The 16,784-nt window shown below is 71.6% G+C and carries 20 protein-coding genes and 2 pseudogenes; 12 read left to right on the forward strand and 10 right to left on the reverse strand.

The genetic code is table 11. From position 1 onward, the window contains the following. Positions 1–67: 67 nt before the first annotated feature. The gene (locus tag PH203_RS16070) at positions 68–352 is read left to right on the forward strand and encodes a hypothetical protein (protein WP_289920637.1); all 285 of its coding nucleotides are present in this window, start codon (positions 68–70) and stop codon (positions 350–352) included. A gap of 33 nt (positions 353–385) precedes the next feature. Here the strand turns inward: PH203_RS16070 and PH203_RS16075 are convergent, their stop codons facing one another. Then, on the reverse strand, positions 386–568 hold the full coding sequence (locus PH203_RS16075) for a hypothetical protein (protein WP_289920638.1): 183 nt from the start codon (positions 566–568) through the stop codon (positions 386–388). Between the two features lie 346 nt (positions 569–914). Between PH203_RS16075 and PH203_RS16080 the strand changes: the two genes are divergently transcribed. Continuing rightward, the gene (locus PH203_RS16080) at positions 915–2,966 is read left to right on the forward strand and encodes a UvrD-helicase domain-containing protein (RefSeq protein ID WP_289920639.1); all 2,052 of its coding nucleotides are present in this window, start codon (positions 915–917) and stop codon (positions 2,964–2,966) included. Positions 2,967–3,092: 126 nt separating this feature from the next. Here PH203_RS16080 and PH203_RS16085 read toward each other — a convergent pair whose 3' ends face one another. Together PH203_RS16085 and PH203_RS16090 are read right to left on the reverse strand one after the other, a co-directional pair. Continuing rightward, positions 3,093–3,791, reverse strand: coding sequence for a copper homeostasis protein CutC (locus PH203_RS16085; RefSeq protein WP_289920640.1), 699 nt, complete (start codon positions 3,789–3,791; stop codon positions 3,093–3,095). Positions 3,792–3,892: 101 nt separating this feature from the next. Beyond that, positions 3,893–4,589, reverse strand: a pseudogene (locus PH203_RS16090) (maleylpyruvate isomerase family mycothiol-dependent enzyme). 47 nt (positions 4,590–4,636) lie between these two features. Here PH203_RS16090 and PH203_RS16095 point away from each other — a divergent pair. Continuing rightward, positions 4,637–5,284 carry a hypothetical protein gene (locus tag PH203_RS16095; protein ID WP_289920641.1) on the forward strand — a complete coding sequence of 216 codons (648 nt, stop codon included), beginning with the start codon at positions 4,637–4,639 and terminating at the stop codon, positions 5,282–5,284. Between the two features lie 35 nt (positions 5,285–5,319). Then, positions 5,320–6,420 carry a GNAT family N-acetyltransferase gene (locus tag PH203_RS16100; protein WP_289920732.1) on the forward strand — a complete coding sequence of 367 codons (1,101 nt, stop codon included), beginning with the start codon at positions 5,320–5,322 and terminating at the stop codon, positions 6,418–6,420. A gap of 44 nt (positions 6,421–6,464) precedes the next feature. Here the strand turns inward: PH203_RS16100 and PH203_RS16105 are convergent, their stop codons facing one another. Both PH203_RS16105 and PH203_RS16110 read right to left on the reverse strand, forming a co-directional pair. Further along, on the reverse strand, positions 6,465–6,734 hold the full coding sequence (locus tag PH203_RS16105; RefSeq protein WP_289920642.1) for a DUF4031 domain-containing protein: 270 nt from the start codon (positions 6,732–6,734) through the stop codon (positions 6,465–6,467). Beyond that, a complete protein-coding gene (locus tag PH203_RS16110; protein WP_289920643.1) occupies positions 6,731–7,129 on the reverse strand; it encodes a hypothetical protein in 399 nt (132 codons plus the stop codon). The genes PH203_RS16105 and PH203_RS16110 overlap by 4 nt, the downstream gene beginning before the upstream one ends. Before the next feature lie 55 nt (positions 7,130–7,184). Here PH203_RS16110 and PH203_RS16115 point away from each other — a divergent pair, with 55 nt between their 5' ends. From PH203_RS16115 to PH203_RS16130, 4 genes are read left to right on the forward strand one after another with little or no spacing between them, the layout of a single operon-like run. After that, positions 7,185–8,117 (forward strand): MurR/RpiR family transcriptional regulator, encoded by a 933-nt coding sequence (locus PH203_RS16115; protein ID WP_289920644.1) that lies wholly within the window; start codon positions 7,185–7,187, stop codon positions 8,115–8,117. 46 nt (positions 8,118–8,163) lie between these two features. Next, positions 8,164–9,099: an N-acetylmuramic acid 6-phosphate etherase gene (gene murQ, locus PH203_RS16120; RefSeq protein WP_289920645.1), complete on the forward strand. Its 936-nt coding sequence runs from the start codon at positions 8,164–8,166 to the stop codon at positions 9,097–9,099. A 16-nt stretch (positions 9,100–9,115) separates the two neighbouring features. Beyond that, positions 9,116–10,471: a PTS transporter subunit EIIC gene (locus PH203_RS16125; RefSeq protein WP_289920646.1), complete on the forward strand. Its 1,356-nt coding sequence runs from the start codon at positions 9,116–9,118 to the stop codon at positions 10,469–10,471. 44 nt (positions 10,472–10,515) lie between these two features. After that, positions 10,516–10,650 carry a hypothetical protein gene (locus PH203_RS16130; RefSeq protein ID WP_289920647.1) on the forward strand — a complete coding sequence of 45 codons (135 nt, stop codon included), beginning with the start codon at positions 10,516–10,518 and terminating at the stop codon, positions 10,648–10,650. On the opposite strand, the gene PH203_RS16135 is transcribed toward PH203_RS16130, so the two are convergent. The 3 genes from PH203_RS16135 to PH203_RS16145 all read right to left on the reverse strand — a co-directional run bounded on the left by PH203_RS16135 (position 10,634) and on the right by PH203_RS16145 (position 12,102). Continuing rightward, on the reverse strand, positions 10,634–11,065 hold the full coding sequence (locus tag PH203_RS16135; RefSeq protein WP_289920648.1) for a DUF2267 domain-containing protein: 432 nt from the start codon (positions 11,063–11,065) through the stop codon (positions 10,634–10,636). The genes PH203_RS16130 and PH203_RS16135 overlap by 17 nt on opposite strands. Before the next feature lie 97 nt (positions 11,066–11,162). Continuing rightward, a complete protein-coding gene (locus PH203_RS16140) occupies positions 11,163–11,558 on the reverse strand; it encodes a DUF2267 domain-containing protein (RefSeq protein ID WP_289920649.1) in 396 nt (131 codons plus the stop codon). 109 nt (positions 11,559–11,667) lie between these two features. Further along, positions 11,668–12,102, reverse strand: coding sequence for an Hsp20/alpha crystallin family protein (locus PH203_RS16145; protein WP_289920650.1), 435 nt, complete (start codon positions 12,100–12,102; stop codon positions 11,668–11,670). A 126-nt stretch (positions 12,103–12,228) separates the two neighbouring features. Between PH203_RS16145 and PH203_RS16150 the strand changes: the two genes are divergently transcribed. Further along, the gene (locus PH203_RS16150) at positions 12,229–12,903 is read left to right on the forward strand and encodes a type III effector protein (protein WP_289920651.1); all 675 of its coding nucleotides are present in this window, start codon (positions 12,229–12,231) and stop codon (positions 12,901–12,903) included. 41 nt (positions 12,904–12,944) lie between these two features. Here PH203_RS16150 and PH203_RS16155 read toward each other — a convergent pair whose 3' ends face one another. Continuing rightward, positions 12,945–13,334: a hypothetical protein gene (locus PH203_RS16155; RefSeq protein WP_289920652.1), complete on the reverse strand. Its 390-nt coding sequence runs from the start codon at positions 13,332–13,334 to the stop codon at positions 12,945–12,947. A 113-nt stretch (positions 13,335–13,447) separates the two neighbouring features. On the opposite strand from PH203_RS16155, the gene PH203_RS16160 reads away from it, so the two are divergent. Then, positions 13,448–14,287 (forward strand): helix-turn-helix transcriptional regulator, encoded by an 840-nt coding sequence (locus PH203_RS16160; RefSeq protein ID WP_289920653.1) that lies wholly within the window; start codon positions 13,448–13,450, stop codon positions 14,285–14,287. Further along, complete coding sequence (locus tag PH203_RS16165; RefSeq protein WP_289920655.1) at positions 14,271–14,486, forward strand: DUF397 domain-containing protein; 216 nt, start codon at positions 14,271–14,273, stop codon at positions 14,484–14,486. Before PH203_RS16160 ends, PH203_RS16165 begins: the two co-directional genes overlap by 17 nt. Before the next feature lie 70 nt (positions 14,487–14,556). On the opposite strand, the gene PH203_RS16170 is transcribed toward PH203_RS16165, so the two are convergent. Continuing rightward, the gene (locus PH203_RS16170; RefSeq protein WP_289920657.1) at positions 14,557–16,185 is read right to left on the reverse strand and encodes a transposase; all 1,629 of its coding nucleotides are present in this window, start codon (positions 16,183–16,185) and stop codon (positions 14,557–14,559) included. Between the two features lie 180 nt (positions 16,186–16,365). On the opposite strand from PH203_RS16170, the pseudogene PH203_RS16175 reads away from it, so the two are divergent. Continuing rightward, positions 16,366–16,767: pseudogene (locus PH203_RS16175) on the forward strand (hypothetical protein); the annotation flags it as partial. Positions 16,768–16,784: the final 17 nt, after the last annotated feature.

A 16,784-nucleotide genomic window follows, 5' to 3' on the forward strand; every position in this document is an offset into this window, starting at 1 on the left:
GGTCCCGCTGCGTGTGACGGGCTCGGTATCCTGGCGGCACAGCACGGGCCACGGTAAGGAGAGCGCCATGCCTCACGAGGACATCTACGTGGTGCTGTACACCGAACCGGCGGCCCGCGACCGTGACCGCCTGGACCCCGTCCGCAGGGCCGCCTTCGACAAGGCTGTCGCCATACTGGCCCGCGATCCCTACCCGGAGGTCTCGCGGTCCATCGGAATCGGCGACCAGGACCGGGAGATCAGGCTCACCTCGCAGATCGTCGCCGAGTACATGGTGTCCCGGGGGCGACTGCTGCTGGTCATGCTGCGGATCTTCGACGACGCGGACATCCTGCTGCCCGAGGAGAACTGAACGGGGCCGGGCGGTCGCCGCAGAGACACACGGTCACTTGCGGCGGACGCCGGCTTCCTCGCCGTACTCGCCGAGTATGAACACGTCGAAGGCGGCGCCCGCGAAGACGCGGATCGCGCGCAGGGCGTTGCCGATGCGGTGGGTGCCGTGGAGGTCGGAAACCGGGGTCGCGCCGGACGGGCGACCGGGGGCTGGGGTGAAGGTCGCTGCACTCATGTCTCCATGGTGGCTTCCGAGGCATAAGGACGGCATCGGCCTCAGGTCCTCAATTGGTGTGATACCTGAGTACACCCTGTGGGTGGAGCCTCCCCCGGCTGACGGAGGGGCGATCCCCTAGGGGGCGGGGGAAAGGGGCCTCGCAACAGGGCCCCGGAAAACGGTTGGCCCTCGCCCCGGCCCCCCGTCTAGAATCTCCGCTCTTGCCCGCCTCCCACCCGGAGTGCCGCCGCCCGGACGGAAACCGGTCGGTACCGCGCTGCCGCGCAGTCGCACCAGTCACGTAGCCCCACCCGCCACGCGGCCGCGCCAGCATCCAGCCCGCAGCACCTTCGGAGGCACCCCCTTGTCCACGCCCGTCGACGACCCGCTCGGCCCGCTCAACCGGGAACGCTCCCACCTCGCCGAGTCCCGTGCCGCCCTGCGCGCCATGCGGGAGGACGTCGAGTCCCTCGACATCGGTGATGTGACCGCGAACTGGGTCAACGCCCAGGTCCTGGAGCGGCAGATCAACGAGCGCATCAAGGCCCTCGCCGACCTCAGCGACACCCCCCTCTTCTTCGGCCGCCTCGATTATCTGCACGCCCCGGGCGCCGACCAGGCCGAAGGCGCGGACGGCGAACGCTTCTACATCGGGCGCCGGCACGTCCACGACCACGACGGCGACCCCATGGTCATCGACTGGCGTGCGCCGGTGTCGCAGCCGTTCTACCGGGCGTCCAAGAAGGACCCGATGGACATCGCGCTGCGCCGCCGCTTCGGCTACACGCGCGGTGACATCACGGCGTACGAGGACGAGCATCTCTCCGACCCCGCCGAGGCCGCCACCACCAGCAAGCTCCTCCAGCAGGAGATCGAGCGGCCGCGTGTCGGCCCGATGCGCGACATCGTGGCGACCATCCAGCCCGAGCAGGACGAGATCGTCCGCAGCGGCCTGAACGGAACCGTGTGCGTCCAGGGCGGCCCCGGCACCGGGAAGACCGCCGTCGGTCTGCACCGGGTCGCCTACCTCCTCTACGCCCACCGCGAGCGGCTCGCCCGCACCGGCACCCTCGTCATCGGACCGAACCGGTCCTTCCTGCACTACATCGAGCAGGTCCTCCCGGCGCTCGGCGAGTTGGCGGTCCAGCAGGCGACCGTCGACGACCTGGTCTCCCGGAGTGCGGAGGTGCGCGGGACCGATGACGCGCCCGCCGCCGTCATCAAGGGCGACGCGAGGATGGCGGAGGTGCTCCGGCGCGCCGTCTACTCGCACGTCACCCTGCCCACCGAGCCGGTCGTCGTCGTGCGCGGGTCACGCCGGTGGCGGGTCCCGGCGTACGAACTCGAGGACATCGTCCGTGAGTTGCTGGACCGGGACATCCGCTACGGCGCCGCACGCGACGCCCTTCCGCAGCGCATCGCCCACGCGGTGCTGGTGCAGATGGAGCGGTCGGGCGAGGCGCCCGACGACCGTGTGCAGGACTCGGTGGCCCGCAACGCGGCGGTGAAGGCGGCCGTGAAGGAGCTCTGGCCGCCGGTCGACCCCGCCAAACTCGTGCTGCGGCTGCTCACCGACGCGGACTTCCTCGCCGTGCACGCGGAGGGAATCCTCGACGAGGACGAGCAGAAGACGATCCTGTGGGCGAAGCCCGTACGGTCGGTGAAGTCGGCCAAGTGGTCCGCCGCCGACGCGGTGTTGATCGACGAGGCGTCCGACATCGTCGAGCGCACGCACTCGCTCGGGCATGTGGTGCTGGACGAGGCGCAGGACCTGTCCCCCATGCAGTACCGGGCGGTCGGCCGCCGCTGCACGACCGGTTCCGCGACCGTCCTCGGTGACCTCGCGCAGGGCACCACGCCCTGGGCGACGCGGAGTTGGGACGAGGCGTTGGCCCACCTGGGCAAGGCGGACGGGGTGATCGAGGAGCTGACGGCCGGTTTCCGTGTGCCGACGGATGTCATCACGTACGCGTCCCGGCTCCTTCCGCATATCGCGCCGGGCCTTACGCCGGTCGCGTCGGTGCGTGAGAACCCGGGGTTCTTCGATCTCCGGGAGACCGGCGGTACGGACGAAGTCGTCGCCGCGTGCGTGGAGTTGCTGGGCAACGAGGGGTCGACGGGGTTGATCGCGGCGGATGCGAGGGTGCCGGTGCTGGCGGAGGCACTCGACGCGGCCGGCATCGGCTACCTCGACCCCGGTGAGGAGACCACCGAGGAGACCCGGCTGACCCTCGTCCCGGCGTCGCTCGCCAAGGGTCTGGAGTACGACTATGTCGTGCTGGACGAACCGCAGGCGGTGGTGGACGGGGAGCCGGACGAACGGACCGGGCTGCGGCGGCTGTACGTGGCTCTGACCCGAGCGGTGTCGGGGCTGATCGTGACGCACGCGGCGCCGCTGCCGCGCCAACTCACCTAGCTGCTTAATGCAGATCGGCGGGTGCGGGTGCGTGGGGGCTGGTCGCGCCCACGCGGCGGAGCCGCATATCGATACAGCCCCGCGCCCCTTAGGTAGGCGCAGTCACCGACGCCGCGAAGTAGCCGTCTAACCGACCTCGCCGTCCACGGCCCGCCGCCACCGCGAAACCGCGTCCACAGAGACCGGCCCCGCCCACCCCTCCGGCCTCGCCGCACCCCCGATGTGGAACGCGTCGATCCCGGCGGCCAGCAACCCCGGCACATGTTCCAGCCCCAGCCCACCCCCCACCAGGATCTGCGGCTCGTACCCCGGCTCCCCGCGCCGCCGCGCCTCGGCGAGCAGCGTGGGGAGGCCGTCGTCCACGCCGGCCGCCGATCCGGCCGTGAGGTAGGTGTCCAGGCCCGGCAGGTCCGCGAGCTGTTTACGCAGGGCGTCGCGGTCGGTGGCGTGGTCGATGGCGCGGTGGAAGGTCCAGCGGCAGCCGTCGAGTCCGGCGGCCACCCGCTCCACCGCCCCCAGGTCCACGCCGCCGTCGGCGTCCAGGAACCCGAGCACGAACTCCTCCGCCCCGGCCTCCCGCATCTCCCGCGCGACCCGGACCACCCGCGAGACGTCCCCCGCGTCGAACCCGTCCGCCAGTCGCAGCATCACCCGCAGCGAGATGTCGACGGCGCCCCGGATCCCGACGAACGTCTCGACGGGCGGGGTCAGCCCGTCGGCCGCCATGTCGGTGACCAGCTCGAGCCGGTCCGCGCCTCCGGCCTGGGCGGCGACCGCGTCCTCGACGTCGAGGGCGATCACCTCCAGGACTGCTCGCTTGCTCATGGGACCCCATTCATCGGCGGCTACAGGTCTAGTCCAATTCAAAGACTACGCCCGTGGCCACCGAGCCCGCGACAAGATCGGCCCCGAAGCCGCCCGGACCCTCACCAGAAGATGTTCAGCTCCTCCGCCTCCACCCCCACCAGCTCGAAGGTCCGCCCCTCCACCGGCCGCCCCGAACACAGCCGCACCAGCGTCGCCGCGTCCCCGATGAACCGCCCCGGCGTCCGCTCCCCCGACACCGCCCCCAGCATCACCGGCTCGTCCACGTCATCGAGATCCGCGTGCACCGGCACCCGCCCCTGCTCCCGGGTGAACCGAGCGAGCAGCGTCAGCGCGTACGGCAGCCCCGCCCCGCCGTACGCGCCCGGCTCCCCCTACGCCTCCCGTACGTCCCCGCCGTGCACCCTCCCCCACTGCCTTAATGACGTGAGGGGACTCCCACCCCCAGCGCGGCCATGTCCAGCACCCCGCCCGACTTGGCGATCACGGCCCCCGCCTCGGTCATGCCGCGCTCCAGCTCGTCGACGACCTGCGCGTTGGTCCAGTCGGCGCGCTCGGCGTGTCCCGGTCGTTGGCGGCGGGCGAGAAGACGCCTTTCTCGAAGCGGCTCCCCAAGATCCGCGTCAGCGCGGACGAACAGTGCGCGACCACATCCCGCACGGTCCACCCCGGACATCCGGCCGTCGGCAGGGCGAAGTCGGCGTCGGGGCGGGACCGCAGCAGGGGTACGAGGGCGTCGCGCTCGGTGGTGAGGAGGAGGCCGGGCAGTTCGGGGTCACGTACGTCGGCGGAAGTCATGACGACCAAGCTGGGCCGTGCCCGCGGGCGGCGGGGAGAATGGGGACATGGCCGATCTCGACGCCCTGCGCACCCGTTTCGCCCGCACCCTGCAAGCAGCCCGGGGCACCGGGGCCACCGGCCCCGATCCCACGCCGTACGCCGACGATCTGCTCGCCCGCTGGCAGGAGCCGCAGCGCCGGTATCACACGCTCGCGCACCTCACCGCGGTCCTGGACCACGTCGACGTACTGGAGAAGTACGCGGCCGACCCGGACGTGGTGCGGCTTGCGGCCTGGTTCCATGACGCGGTGTATCTGCCGGAGCGCTCCGAGAACGAGGAGCGGTCGGCCCGGATCGCCGAACGGGCGCTGCCCGAGGCCGGGTTGCCGGAGGCGAAGACCGTGGAGGTCGCGCGGCTGGTGCGGCTCACGGTGACCCATGACCCGGGCGAGGACGATCGCGACGGCCAGGTGCTGTGCGACGCGGATCTGGCCGTTCTCGCGGCGCCGCCATCGGCGTACGCCGCCTACACGGCCGCCGTCCGCGAGGAGTACCACTTCGTGCCGAACGACGACTTCCGCACCGGGCGGTCCGAGATCCTGCGCCGGCTGCTCGGTCTGCCGCGGCTGTTCAGGACCCCGTACGGCGCCGCGGAGTGGGAGGCCACGGCCCGCTACAACCTCGCCGCCGAACTCGAAATGCTGTCGTCCTGACGGGCCGGGCCGCTTAGCCTGCCCGTATGACAGACATGGGTGGGGAACGGGTCACAGAGGCCCTGGAGAGCTGTGTGACGCTGCTGCGGTCGGTCGTAGAGCGGGACTGGGCGGAGGTGCGGGCCGGGCGGCTGGAGTGGGACTGCCGGCAGACGGCCACGCACATCGCGGAGGATCTCATCGCGTACGCGGGGCAGTTGGCGGGGCGGGCGCAGGACGCGTACGTGCCCTTCGAGATCGTCCTCGAAGAGGGCACCGACAACGCCGGCATCATCCATGTCGTCGAGACGACCGGCGTGCTGCTCGCGACCGCGCTGCGCACCACCCCGCGCGCGGTCCGCGCCTACCACCCCTACCCCTTCCGCAGCGCGAACTCCGTGGGCTTCGCCGCGATGGGCATCGCCGAGATCCTGCTGCACACACACGACATCGCGGAGGGCCTGGGCCTGCCGTACGAGCCGCCCGCCCATCTCCCCGAGTACGTCCTGACCCGGATCTTCCCGCACGTCCAGCCGGGCACCGACCACTGGCACACCCTGCTGTGGGCCACCGGCCGCGGTGAACTCCCCGGCCGCGCCCCGCTCTCCGCGTGGCGCTGGAACAACAACCTCGTGCTCGGCACCGAGCGCCTCACCCTGGAGGGCCTCACCCCCGCGGCCGCCGCCGACCTCGCCGCGGGCGGCACCGGCGGTTTCGACTGGGTCGTGGGCGGGCCGTACCAGGGCACGCGCGAGGCGTCCGGGATGCTGCTGAAGGCGTACGAAGCGGGTGTGCACCGGCCGGAGTTCGGGGTCTTCGTCCTCGTCCGCCGGGAGGACGACCTCGCGATCGGCGGCATGGGCTTCCACAGCGCGCCCGACGAGGAGGGCCGGGTCGAGATCGGCTACGACCTGGTCGAGGGCGTCCGCGGCCGGGGCTACGCCGCGGAGGCGCTGCGCGCGCTGTCCGAGTGGGCACTGGCCCGGGACGACGTCCAGTCGCTGATGGCGACGATCGACCACGACAACGCGGCCTCCCAGCGCGTGGTCGCGCGCGCCGGATTCCACCGGGCGACGGTGGAGGAGGAGCGCTCGGTGAACGAGGAGCGGCAGGACATGGAGAAGGCCCTGCGCCTGTACGTCCTCGCCAAGTCCTAGCGATTCCTGGCAGTCCCTAGCAGTTCTAGGGGCATCTAGCGGTTCTAGGGGTTTCCTCGCCCCTTCGGCCGCCGCAGTCCCGACTCCGTCAGCAGTCGCACCACCTCGCGGCTGCTGACCTCCACCGCCCCGGCGGCCACGACATCCGCGTACCGGTGCGAGGGGATGTCGTAGTGGTCGCGCTCGAAGGCGCGTCGCGGGACGCCCAACGCGTCGGCGAACAGCTGGAGTTCCTCGAAGGAGACGTCGCTGACCAGGTGGGACCACATACGGCCGTGCCCGGGCCAGTTCGGCGGGTCGATGTAGACGGTCACGAGGACGGCGTCCCGCCGCCGGTCGCGAAGCCCAGCGAACCCACCGCTGCGACCTTCACCCCCGCCTTGTGACACACCCAGTGCGGGTCGGGCCCGAGCTCCGGCTCGACGTCCAGGGCGTGCGGGTCACCGGCGCCGCACACCGGGCACAGCGGCCATCTCCCGTACCGCTCCAGCAGCGCGTCCTGGACGTCCTGGGCGACCAGCCCGGCCACGAAGTCCGCCCCGTCCGGCCACTGCTCCACCCACCAGCGGCGCTGTACGACGGAGTCCTCGACCAGCGACACCACGTCCGCCTCGGCGACCTCGCCCGCGACCAGATCGGCGAGCACGAGGGCGCGTGCCGCGTGCAACGCCTGCTCCAGGGGACTGACGGGGAGGTGGGAGGGGTCCATGCCCCCATTGTGCGCACTCTTGACCACAACACCGAGCCGAAAATATCTTTCATACGTGACCCAGGAAGTGAAGGAAATTTTCGGCGGCGGTCCGGGAGGTGCGGGCGGCACACCGCCGGCCCCCGCCGCCCTCGCCGCCAAGGTGCGCACCCTCGCCCCTTCCATGACCCGCTCCATGCAGCGCGTCGCCGAGGCCGTCGCCGGTGACCCGGCCGGCTGCGCGGCCCTCACGGTCACCGGCCTCGCCGAGCTCACCGGCACCAGCGAGGCGACCGTCGTCCGCACCGCCCGCATCCTCGGCTACCCCGGCTACCGCGACCTCCGCCTCGCCCTCGCGGGCCTCGCCGCCCAGCAGCAGTCGGGCCGCGCGCCCGCGATCACGACGGACATCGCGGTGGACGACCCGATCGCCGACGTCGTCGCGAAACTCGCCTACGACGAGCAGCAGACCCTCGCGGACACCGCGGCGGGCCTGGACACCGTGCAGTTGGCGGCGGCGGTGGCCGCGGCCGCCACCGCCCGCCGTATCGATGTGTACGGCGTCGGCGCGTCGGGCCTCGTCGCCCAGGACCTCACCCAGAAGCTGCTGCGAATAGGGCTCGTCGCGCACGCCCACAACGACCCGCATCTCGCGGTGACGAACGCGGTGCAGCTGCGGGCGGGGGACGTGGCGATCGCCATCACGCACTCGGGCGCGACGGGCGACGTCATCGAGCCGCTCCGGGTCGCCTTCGAGCACGGGGCCACGACCGTGGCGATCACCGGGCGCCCGGACAGTCCCGTCACGCAGTACGCCGATCACGTACTGACGACGTCGACGGCCCGGGAGAGCGAGCTGCGGCCCGCCGCCATGTCGTCGCGGACAAGTCAGCTGCTGGTGGTGGACTGTCTGTTCGTGGGGGTGGCGCAGCGGACGTACGAGACCGCGGCGCCGGCGCTCGCCGCGTCCTACGAGGCGTTGGCACACAGACACCGCGGCAGGCCGTAGGCCGCGGGTACGACAACGGAATCGCAACGTGAAAGAGCCGCCCTCCATGACCTCTACCTCCAACCCCCGTGATCTCCGCGCCGAGTTGGAAACCCTGACCACCGAGGCCTTCCGGCCCGAGCTGGCCGACATCGACCGGCTCCCCACCCTCGACATCGCGCGGCTCATGAACGCGGAGGACGCCACCGTGGCGGCCGCCGTCGCCGCGGGGCTGCCCGTCATCGCCGCCGCCATCGAGGACATCGCCGCCCGGATGGCGCGCGGCGGCCGGCTGATCTACGCCGGTGCCGGTACGGCGGGCCGCCTGGGCGTGCTGGACGCCTCCGAGTGCCCGCCCACCTTCAACACCGACCCCGCCCAGGTCGTCGGCCTGATCGCGGGCGGCCCGGCGGCGATGGTCACCTCCGTCGAGGGCGCCGAGGACTCGAAGGAGCTGGCGCGCGCGGACCTGGAGGCGCTGCGGGTGGGCGCCTTGGACACGGTGGTCGGCATCTCCGCCTCCGGCCGCACCCCGTACGCGATCAGTGCCGTCGAACACGCCCGCGCGCGGGGCGCGTTGACGATCGGCCTGTCCTGCAACGCGCACAGCGCGCTGGCGGCGGCGGCCGATCACGGCATCGAGATCGTCGTGGGCCCGGAGCTGGTGACGGGCTCGACGCGGCTGAAGGCGGGCACCGCGCAGAAACTCGTCCTGAACATGCTCTCGACGATCACGATGATCCGCCTGGGCAAGACCTACGGGAACCTCATGGTCGACGTACGCGCCTCCAACGAGAAGCTCCGCGCCCGCTCCCACCGCATCGTCGCGCTGGCCACGGGGGCGGCGGACGAGGAGATCGAGGCGGCGCTGGCGGTCACCGACGGCGAGGTGAAGAACGCGATCCTGACGATCCTCACCGGCGTCGACGGCCCCACCGCCACCCGCCTTCTGGAGGAGTCCGGCGGCCATCTGCGTGCCGCGCTGGCGGCGGCGGGCCGCTGACCAGCACGCTCATGACGTGCCTACGCCTACCTCAGCCGAGCTGTCCGCCGCCATCCTGCCCCTGGTCGGCGGCCCCGCGAACGTCACCTCCGTCGCCCACTGCATGACCCGCCTCCGCCTGGGCCTGGCGGACCCCGGCAAGGTGGACGGTGACGCCCTGCGGGCGCTGCCGGGCGTCCTGGGCGTGGTCGAGGACGACACGTACCAGATCGTGCTCGGGCCGGGGGCGGTGGCGCGGGCGACGGCGGACTTCGAGGCACTGCTGCGGAAGGAGACGCAGAAGGCCCGCAACGCGACCCCGCTGAAAACCGCGCTGCGCCGCGTGGCGAACGTCTTCGTCCCGCTGATCCCGGCGCTGATCGGCTGCGGGGTCCTCGCGGGCCTCAACGGCCTGCTCCTGAACCTGGGCCTGCTCCCGGGCCTCACCTCCGCCCTTGCCGCGATCGCCACCGCCTTCATGTCCCTGATCGCGGTCTTCGTCGGCCACAACACGGCGAAGGAGTTCGGCGGCACACCGGTCCTGGGCGGCGCGGTCGCGGCGATCGTGGTCTACCCGGGCGTGGCGAAGGTGACGGCGTTCGGCGTGACGCTGGCACCGGGACAGGGCGGGGTGCTGGGCGCCCTGGCGGCGGCGCTGCTGGGGACGTACGTGGAGAAGTGGTGCCGGCGCTGGGTGCCGCCGACGCTGGACGTACTGCTCACCCCGACCCTGACGGTCCTGATCTCCGGCCTGACGACGCTGTACGTCCTCATGTACGCGGCCGGTGCGGTCTCCTCGGCGATCGGCACGGCGGCGAACTGGCTGCTGGAGACGACGGGCGCGTTCGCGGGACTGGTGCTGGGCGGACTGTTCCTGCCGCTGGTCATGCTCGGCCTCCACCAGGCCCTGATCCCCATCCACGCCACCCTCATCGACCAGCAGGGCCACACCGTTCTCCTCCCGCTGCTGGCCATGGCGGGAGCGGGGCAGGTGGGGGCGTCGGTTGCGGTGTACGTGCGGCTGCGCCACGACTCCGGACTGCGTACGACGATCAGGTCCGCGCTTCCGGCGGGGTTGCTGGGAGTCGGCGAGCCGTTGATCTACGGCGTGTCGCTGCCGTTGGGCCGCCCCTTCCTCACGGCTTGTGCGGGCGGGGCGGCCGGGGGCGCGTTCGTGGGGCTGTTCGCGATGCTCGGGGAGCAGGTCGGGGCGACGGCGATCGGGCCGTCGGGGTGGGCGCTGTTCCCGTTGCTCGCGGGGGACGGGGGGCTCGGGGTGGCGGCGGCGATCTACGGGGGCGGGCTGGTGACGGGGTACGTGGTCGGGTTCGGGGCGACGTATCTGTTCGGGCTCAGAGGGGTGACCGGCGCGGCCCGGGAGCCGTCGGTGTGACCCGGCCGCCGTCCCGTCGTTCGCGGACCATGAAGAAGATGCTCATGGCCGCCACGCTGGCCGGCTCCGCGGCGCCGGCCGTGTGCACGGCGGAGAACACCGTGGCCCCCGAGCTCGGCGACCTCGCTTCCGCGCCGCTGCGCGCCTGTTCCGAGACGGGTGTCAGGCCGCCTGGATGAGTTCGGCACGGCCGAACAACAGGGCGTAGCCGGAGGGGAGTTGGGCGAGGACGCGGGTGAGGAGATCCTCGCCGGCGAGTCGGGCCACGATCCGCAGGACGGTGCCGGTGTCCCAGCGGGTGGTGGCCGGGCTGCCTCCGGTACGGGACGCCAGGTCCTTGACGAAGGCCCAGCCGGTGAGGGGTTCGGTGGCGGGGATCTGCGAGGTGAAGATCACGGCGGCCTCGTGCGGCAGCCGGGCGGCGAGCTCCACCCGTTCCTCGCCGGTGAGTTGACACCCGAAGGCGGCCAGCACGGCACGCACGGCCTCCTCGGCCTGCGCGCGGGTGGCATAGGCGCCTTCGTAGCGCACCTGCTCCAGCATCTGCTCGAACGTCGTGCCCGTGGTGGCCCGATACGGCTGCTGGGTGATCATCGCTGACGCGGTTGCCTTTCTCGTGTGGGGTGGTCGTGGGTGGGGTGGCCGTGGGTGGGGTGGCCGCGGCACCGGAGACGGGGGGGGCAGGCGCCGGTCAGACGAGCTGCGGGCGGCCGAACAACAGGTCGTATCCCGCGGGGAGTTGGAACAGGATGCTGCGGACGAGCTCCTCGCCCGCGGCATCCGCGGCCACGCTGAGCACGGCGCCCACATCCCAGGCCGCGGTCTGTTCCGTGGCCCCCTCGATCCAGGCCGCGGTGGCCCGTACGAACCGCTCCGGGGACAGCGGCTCGCGGGCCTGGAGCGGGTTGAGCAGGACGAGCGCCAGATCCTCCGGGAGCCGGGCGGCCAGGTCCGCCCTGACCTCGCCCACCAGATGCGCGCCCAGCAGCGCCAGCACCGTGCGGGCGGCCCGCTCGGCTTCCTCGGTGGTCCTGTACTCGCCGCGTTCCTCGACCTCGCGCAGGAACGCCTCCCATCGCATCACCATCGCTGCTCCCGTGCGTGTGCGGCCGTGCGTATGCGGCGGTGAGCGGAGGGCGGGGCGGCCGCGGGGGAGGTCGGCTCCCCCGCCCTCCGCTACGGCTGAGCAGGGGGACTCAGCCGCTGATCTCCTTGCGCGCGGACCCGCCGCCGATGGAGACCTTGCGGGGCTTGGCGCGCTCGGCGATCGGGATGCGCAGGGTCAGTACACCCGCGTCGTAGTCCGCCTTGATGTGCTCGGTGTCCAGGGTGTCGCCCAGCACGAGCTGACGGGAGAACACCCCGAGGGGCCGCTCGGACAGCTCCACCTGCACGTCGTCCGCCTTGGCGACGGGCCGCCGCTCGGCCTTGACGGTCAGCATGTTCCGCTCGACGTCGATGTCGATCGCGTCCGTGGCCACGCCGGGCAGATCGAAGGCGATCACATACTCGTCACCCTCCCGGTAGGCGTCCATCGGCATCGGCGACGGCCGCGACCAGGTCCCGGTCGTCCCCAGGAGCTGCTGCGCGAGCCGGTCGAACTCACGGAAAGGGTCGGTACGCATCAACATCGTCAACACCTCCAGCGTTCGGGTCGGGAACTGTGCCAATGCGTTCACCTGTATTCGTTGTAACATGTCATCGGAACGATGACAAGGAGAGAGTCATCCATACGACGACAAAGCTCCGGAGCTCCGATGACCAGGGATGACCGACCCGCCCCCGGCGACCTCACGCCCGCGTCCTTCCTCGCCGCCGCCGCGGCACTGGACACCATCCACGAGGCCCTGCACACCGCCCGGACCACCTCGAAGGGCGCACCCCCGGACCGCACCAGTTCCGAACAGGCCCTCGCCGCGCTCCTGCTGCTGCGCGAGGCACGCGAGCAGCTCGCCGAATGGGAACCCGGCCTGATCGAAACCGCCCGGGAAGCAGGCGCCAGCTGGGCCGAACTCGCCCACCCCCTCGGCGTCTCCAGCCGCCAGGCCGCCGAACGCCGCTATCTGCGCGTCCGCCCCGGCCACCCGGGCTCCACCGGCGAAGAGCGCGTTCAGGCCACCCGCGACCGCCGCGCAGCCGACCGCACGGTCACCACCTGGGCCCGCGCCAACGGCGCCGCCCTGCGCCAGCTCGCCGGCCAGATCACCGCCCTCACCGACCTGCCCACCACCGCCGGCCCCCCGCTCGCCGACCTCACCGCGGCCCTCGCCGACAACGACCCGGCCGCCCTCCTCACCCCCCTCACCGACACCCACCCCTACCTGGCCCCCGGCCACCCCGACCTCGCCGCCCGCGTCGACGACCTCACCCGCCACACCGACCGGCTCCGCCAGGACAGCGACGACCACCGGGGAAACGGAACGCGGGCCTGACCGCCACGGGCATCACCGGCCACGCGCGGCGAAGCGGCACGTCACGGCAGCCGCACCTCCCGATTCCGGTGCCGCACCCGCTCCCGCAGCACCTCTTCGGGCGGCACGGCACCGATGGACTCCGGCGGACAGTCCCACTCCCGGCCGCCGCCGAGGGGCCGCAGTTGTACGTTGCCGCCGACGTGCCCCATGACCTCACCGATCCGTCCGTCCCTGGTGTCGCGTGCGTGGGTTCCGACGGGCGGTCTTTCGCCGCGGAGTACGGAGGCGAGGCGTTCGGCGGTACGGGTGTTGCAGCGGCCGAGGTCGACGAGGGCGAAGGGCTCGTCGGTGGCGGCGGTGACGGGATCGACGGTCAGGGACGGCAGGACGACGCCGACGGACATGAGAGCGGCTCGTAGGGACTCGACGATTTCCTCGGTCGACCGCATGACCTTCTTACCTCCACGCTGAGTTTGCGATTCGCAACACAGCGTGGCCGTCACACCCCTAGCCTGGCCATACGGGACATCCCAACACCTCTGATGTCGGACCGGGAGCTGCCATGGCAGGACCGAAGGACCTCGACCCGTCGTCGTCACCGCGCGCGCTGCTGGGCGCGGAGTTACGTCACGCCAGAGAGAAAGCCGGGCTGAGCCAGGAGGAGTTGGGGGTCCGGCTGTTCGTGAGCGGGTCGTTCATCGGGCAGTTGGAGGCGGCGACGCGGCGGATGCAGCCGGATATCGCGCGGATGCTGGACGAGGTACTGGGGACTGGGGACTTCTTCCAGAGGAACTGTGGGGCGGCGGCGAAGTCGCGGTATCCCGAGCGTTTCGCCGAGGCAGCGGAAGCGGAGGCGCTGGCCACGGCGATCCGGCAGTACGTACCCATGCTGATTCCTGGGCTGCTCCAGACACGCGCGTACGCACGGGCCGTAAACCGCGCGTACGAGCCGACGGCAACGGAGGAGACCATCGAGGAGTGGGTGGAAGGCCGGATGGCGCGGACCCGTCTACTCGACGACCCAACAAAGCCGTTGTTGTGGGCGGTACTTGACGAGGCCGCATTACGCCGGGAGACCGGTGGGCGAGTGGTCATGGCGGAGGCCCTGCGCCATGTCGCCGGCTTGGCCCGCCGGAGCCGGGTCATCATGCAGGTACTGCCGTTCAGCGCGGGAGCGCATACGGCGATGCAGGGCGCCCTCAAGCTGATGGATTTCGAGGACGCCCCTCCACTGGTCTACTTCGAAGGGGTGCGCACCGGACGGCTGGAGGACGATCCAGCCACCGTCGCCCAAATGAGGCTCACCTTCGAACTCCTCGCGGCCTCCGCGCTCTCGCCAGAGAAGTCCCTGGCCGTGATCGAGGCGTTGGCGCAGGATTACGAACATGAGGAACTTCCCTGACTACGACCTGAGCACGGCGGTCTGGCGCAAGTCGAGCTACAGCGGCGGCGGTGGCGACGACTGCCTCGAAGTAGCCGACGGCCACCCCACCCTCGTCCCCGTCCGCGACTCCAAGGCACCCCACGGCCCGAAGCTCGCGTTCCGGACGCCGGCGTGGTCGGCATTCATCGAGGCGGTCGTAGCGAAGAGCGTGAGCTGACCGCTCCCGAAGCTCAAGTGCCGAGCTCCGAGCCCTCTTTGTTCGGAATGGGAGAGGGCCCCAACCGTTCCTAGGGACTGAGCGGTAGTGAGTCCTGTTGCCAGGGCTCATGCTCAGCCGAACGCCCCGAACGGTGTTGGGCGTTCTGGTCCACCGCTTTCGCTCCGCAGCCGGGCGGCACAGATCGTGTCCGTGGTCCGGGGACGCGGGGGCGGTTTCCCTCACGCCCCGGGATACCCGGTTCGGCCTGGACGGTCCGATGCCCGTACCCATCGCTCCGGTGGGTACGGGGCGGTGCCGTCCGTCGCCGGATCGGGTGCCCCAGGGCGCGCCTGCCGATCGCCACGGCCGCAGCATCATGGCGAGTGGTTTTACGAGACTTGCTGGTGAGTGGCTGCTTCCAGTGCTGGGCGCCCCAGCGACTGGTATAGGCGGGATCGACGGCGACGATGGGGATGGCGAGTTCGGCCGCCATGCTGACGAGCCGGGCCCGCAGCCGGGAGGTGGGCATGCCGGAGATCAGCTTGCGGAAGCGCTTCTTACGGCCGTGCTTCTCGCGGGTGGTCTCGGCGGTGAAGTCGAGGTCCTCGATGGCGATGGCGAGCTGATGACGCTTGGCCCAGTGCAGCAGGCGGATCAGCGCGTGCCTGACCTGCGCGTCACGGTGTGTGGCGGTGCCGGACAGGTCGTAGTCGAAGCGAAGTGGCTGTCCGACAGGGTTGCCGTGCCGGTCCAGGCGCCAGGCGGCCAGGTGGTCGGCGTTGGTGTCCACGCCGATCATCCCGTTCGCGCGGGCCGCCTCCAGCGGCACGGTCTTTGTCGGCGGGATCGTCCAGGACGCGGTCAAATACCAGCGGCCGCGTGCCGTGTCCTCGTGGATGCGGTAGGCCACGGCCCGGTTCCCACTGACCCGGTCGCGCCAGTCCTCGCCCCGGTGCATGAAGCTCACCCGGGCGGCCAGCACATACCGGCCGTGCGCAGCGTTCGCCAAGTGCACCAGCGGCGCGGGGAGCCTGAGGGAGACCTCGCCGTCAGGAGTAACACGGATGGTCAAGTTGCCGAACCGGATCCCGGACTCCCCATCCGCGGCGAGAAACCGTCGTCCGGCCTCCCACCGGGCACGCCACTGCTCCTCGCCCAGCCCGGCCTGCGCCAGGTGGTGGCGGGTGTTCAGCAGTTGCTTCCCGCCCCGCACCACGTGCACGACGCCCCTCTCCCGGTCCGCCCGGGCCGTCTGGAGCCGGTCTTCGAGCGCGTGCAGGCGGCGGGACTTGGCGAACCACTCCTGCCGCGAGCGGTAACCGCCCGGCGCCTGCCTGCTGCCCTTCGTGCCCAGGGGAAGAGACAGGCGGCGTGTGATCGTCGCGATCCCGGCCTCAAGACTGTGGATGTGCGCGAGCTGGCCACGCCGGGCCAGCGCCCACTGGTCATGGCTGGCCTTCGTGATCGACCCGGCCCAGCGCGAGGAGGACTCCCCGGTGAGGCTCCACTTGCGCTCCGCCCACGCCTTGCTGTCGTGCTCCAGCCCGGCCGCGCACCGCGCCTTCAGATCACGGGAGGCGAGCGTGCCGAGCAGATCACCGACCAGCCGCAGCACCTCCTCATCCGCAACGGTCAGGCCCTTGAGTCGGTCACGGACCGCCACCCCGGACGAGCCGGGGACCACGAACGACGCCGCCACCTCCCGCAACCCACCCACCCCGTCACCCCCGGCGGTCGAAGAATCTTCCGACAAGCCCAACGACCGGCACTCCGCAAGGTCACGCATTCGGATAAAGAACATCAGTTTCCCTACCAGGGCCCACGACTCCAACGTCCGAGAAACCCACTCACCCATGCCAGAGCACGCTCATGCACGGTCATCGGGCAACAGTTCCCAACCCCCGCGCTCTCCCTCTCCGCCGCCGACTGCGCGGCCCTCGCACCCCTGGTCACCGAGTGGTACGCCCGGGGTGCCACCGACGCGGCCGTACTCCGTGCCCTGACCGCCGGCGTGCCCACCCCCGTTCACCACCCGGCCGGTCTCGTCCGCAGGCGCCTGACCGACAAGCTCCCACCGGAGCCCGCGCCCAAGCCGCGCCCACTGCGCCTCCTGGAGTGCGCGAAGTGCGGACTGCCGGGCCGCCCGGAGGCCCTGCCGGACGGCATCTGCGGCGCGTGCCGGGATGAGCGCGCCCCTGGTCACCTCCACACGCCTCCACCCGCTCCCGACGTGCGTGCCCGTGCGGCGGAGATCCGTGCCGCAATGGATCAACGACGACGCGAAAGGACACTCGTATGACGGCTCCCACGGTCCGC

The sequence above is a fragment of the Streptomyces sp. S.PB5 genome, from assembly GCF_030403745.1.
Classification (GTDB): domain Bacteria; phylum Actinomycetota; class Actinomycetes; order Streptomycetales; family Streptomycetaceae; genus Streptomyces.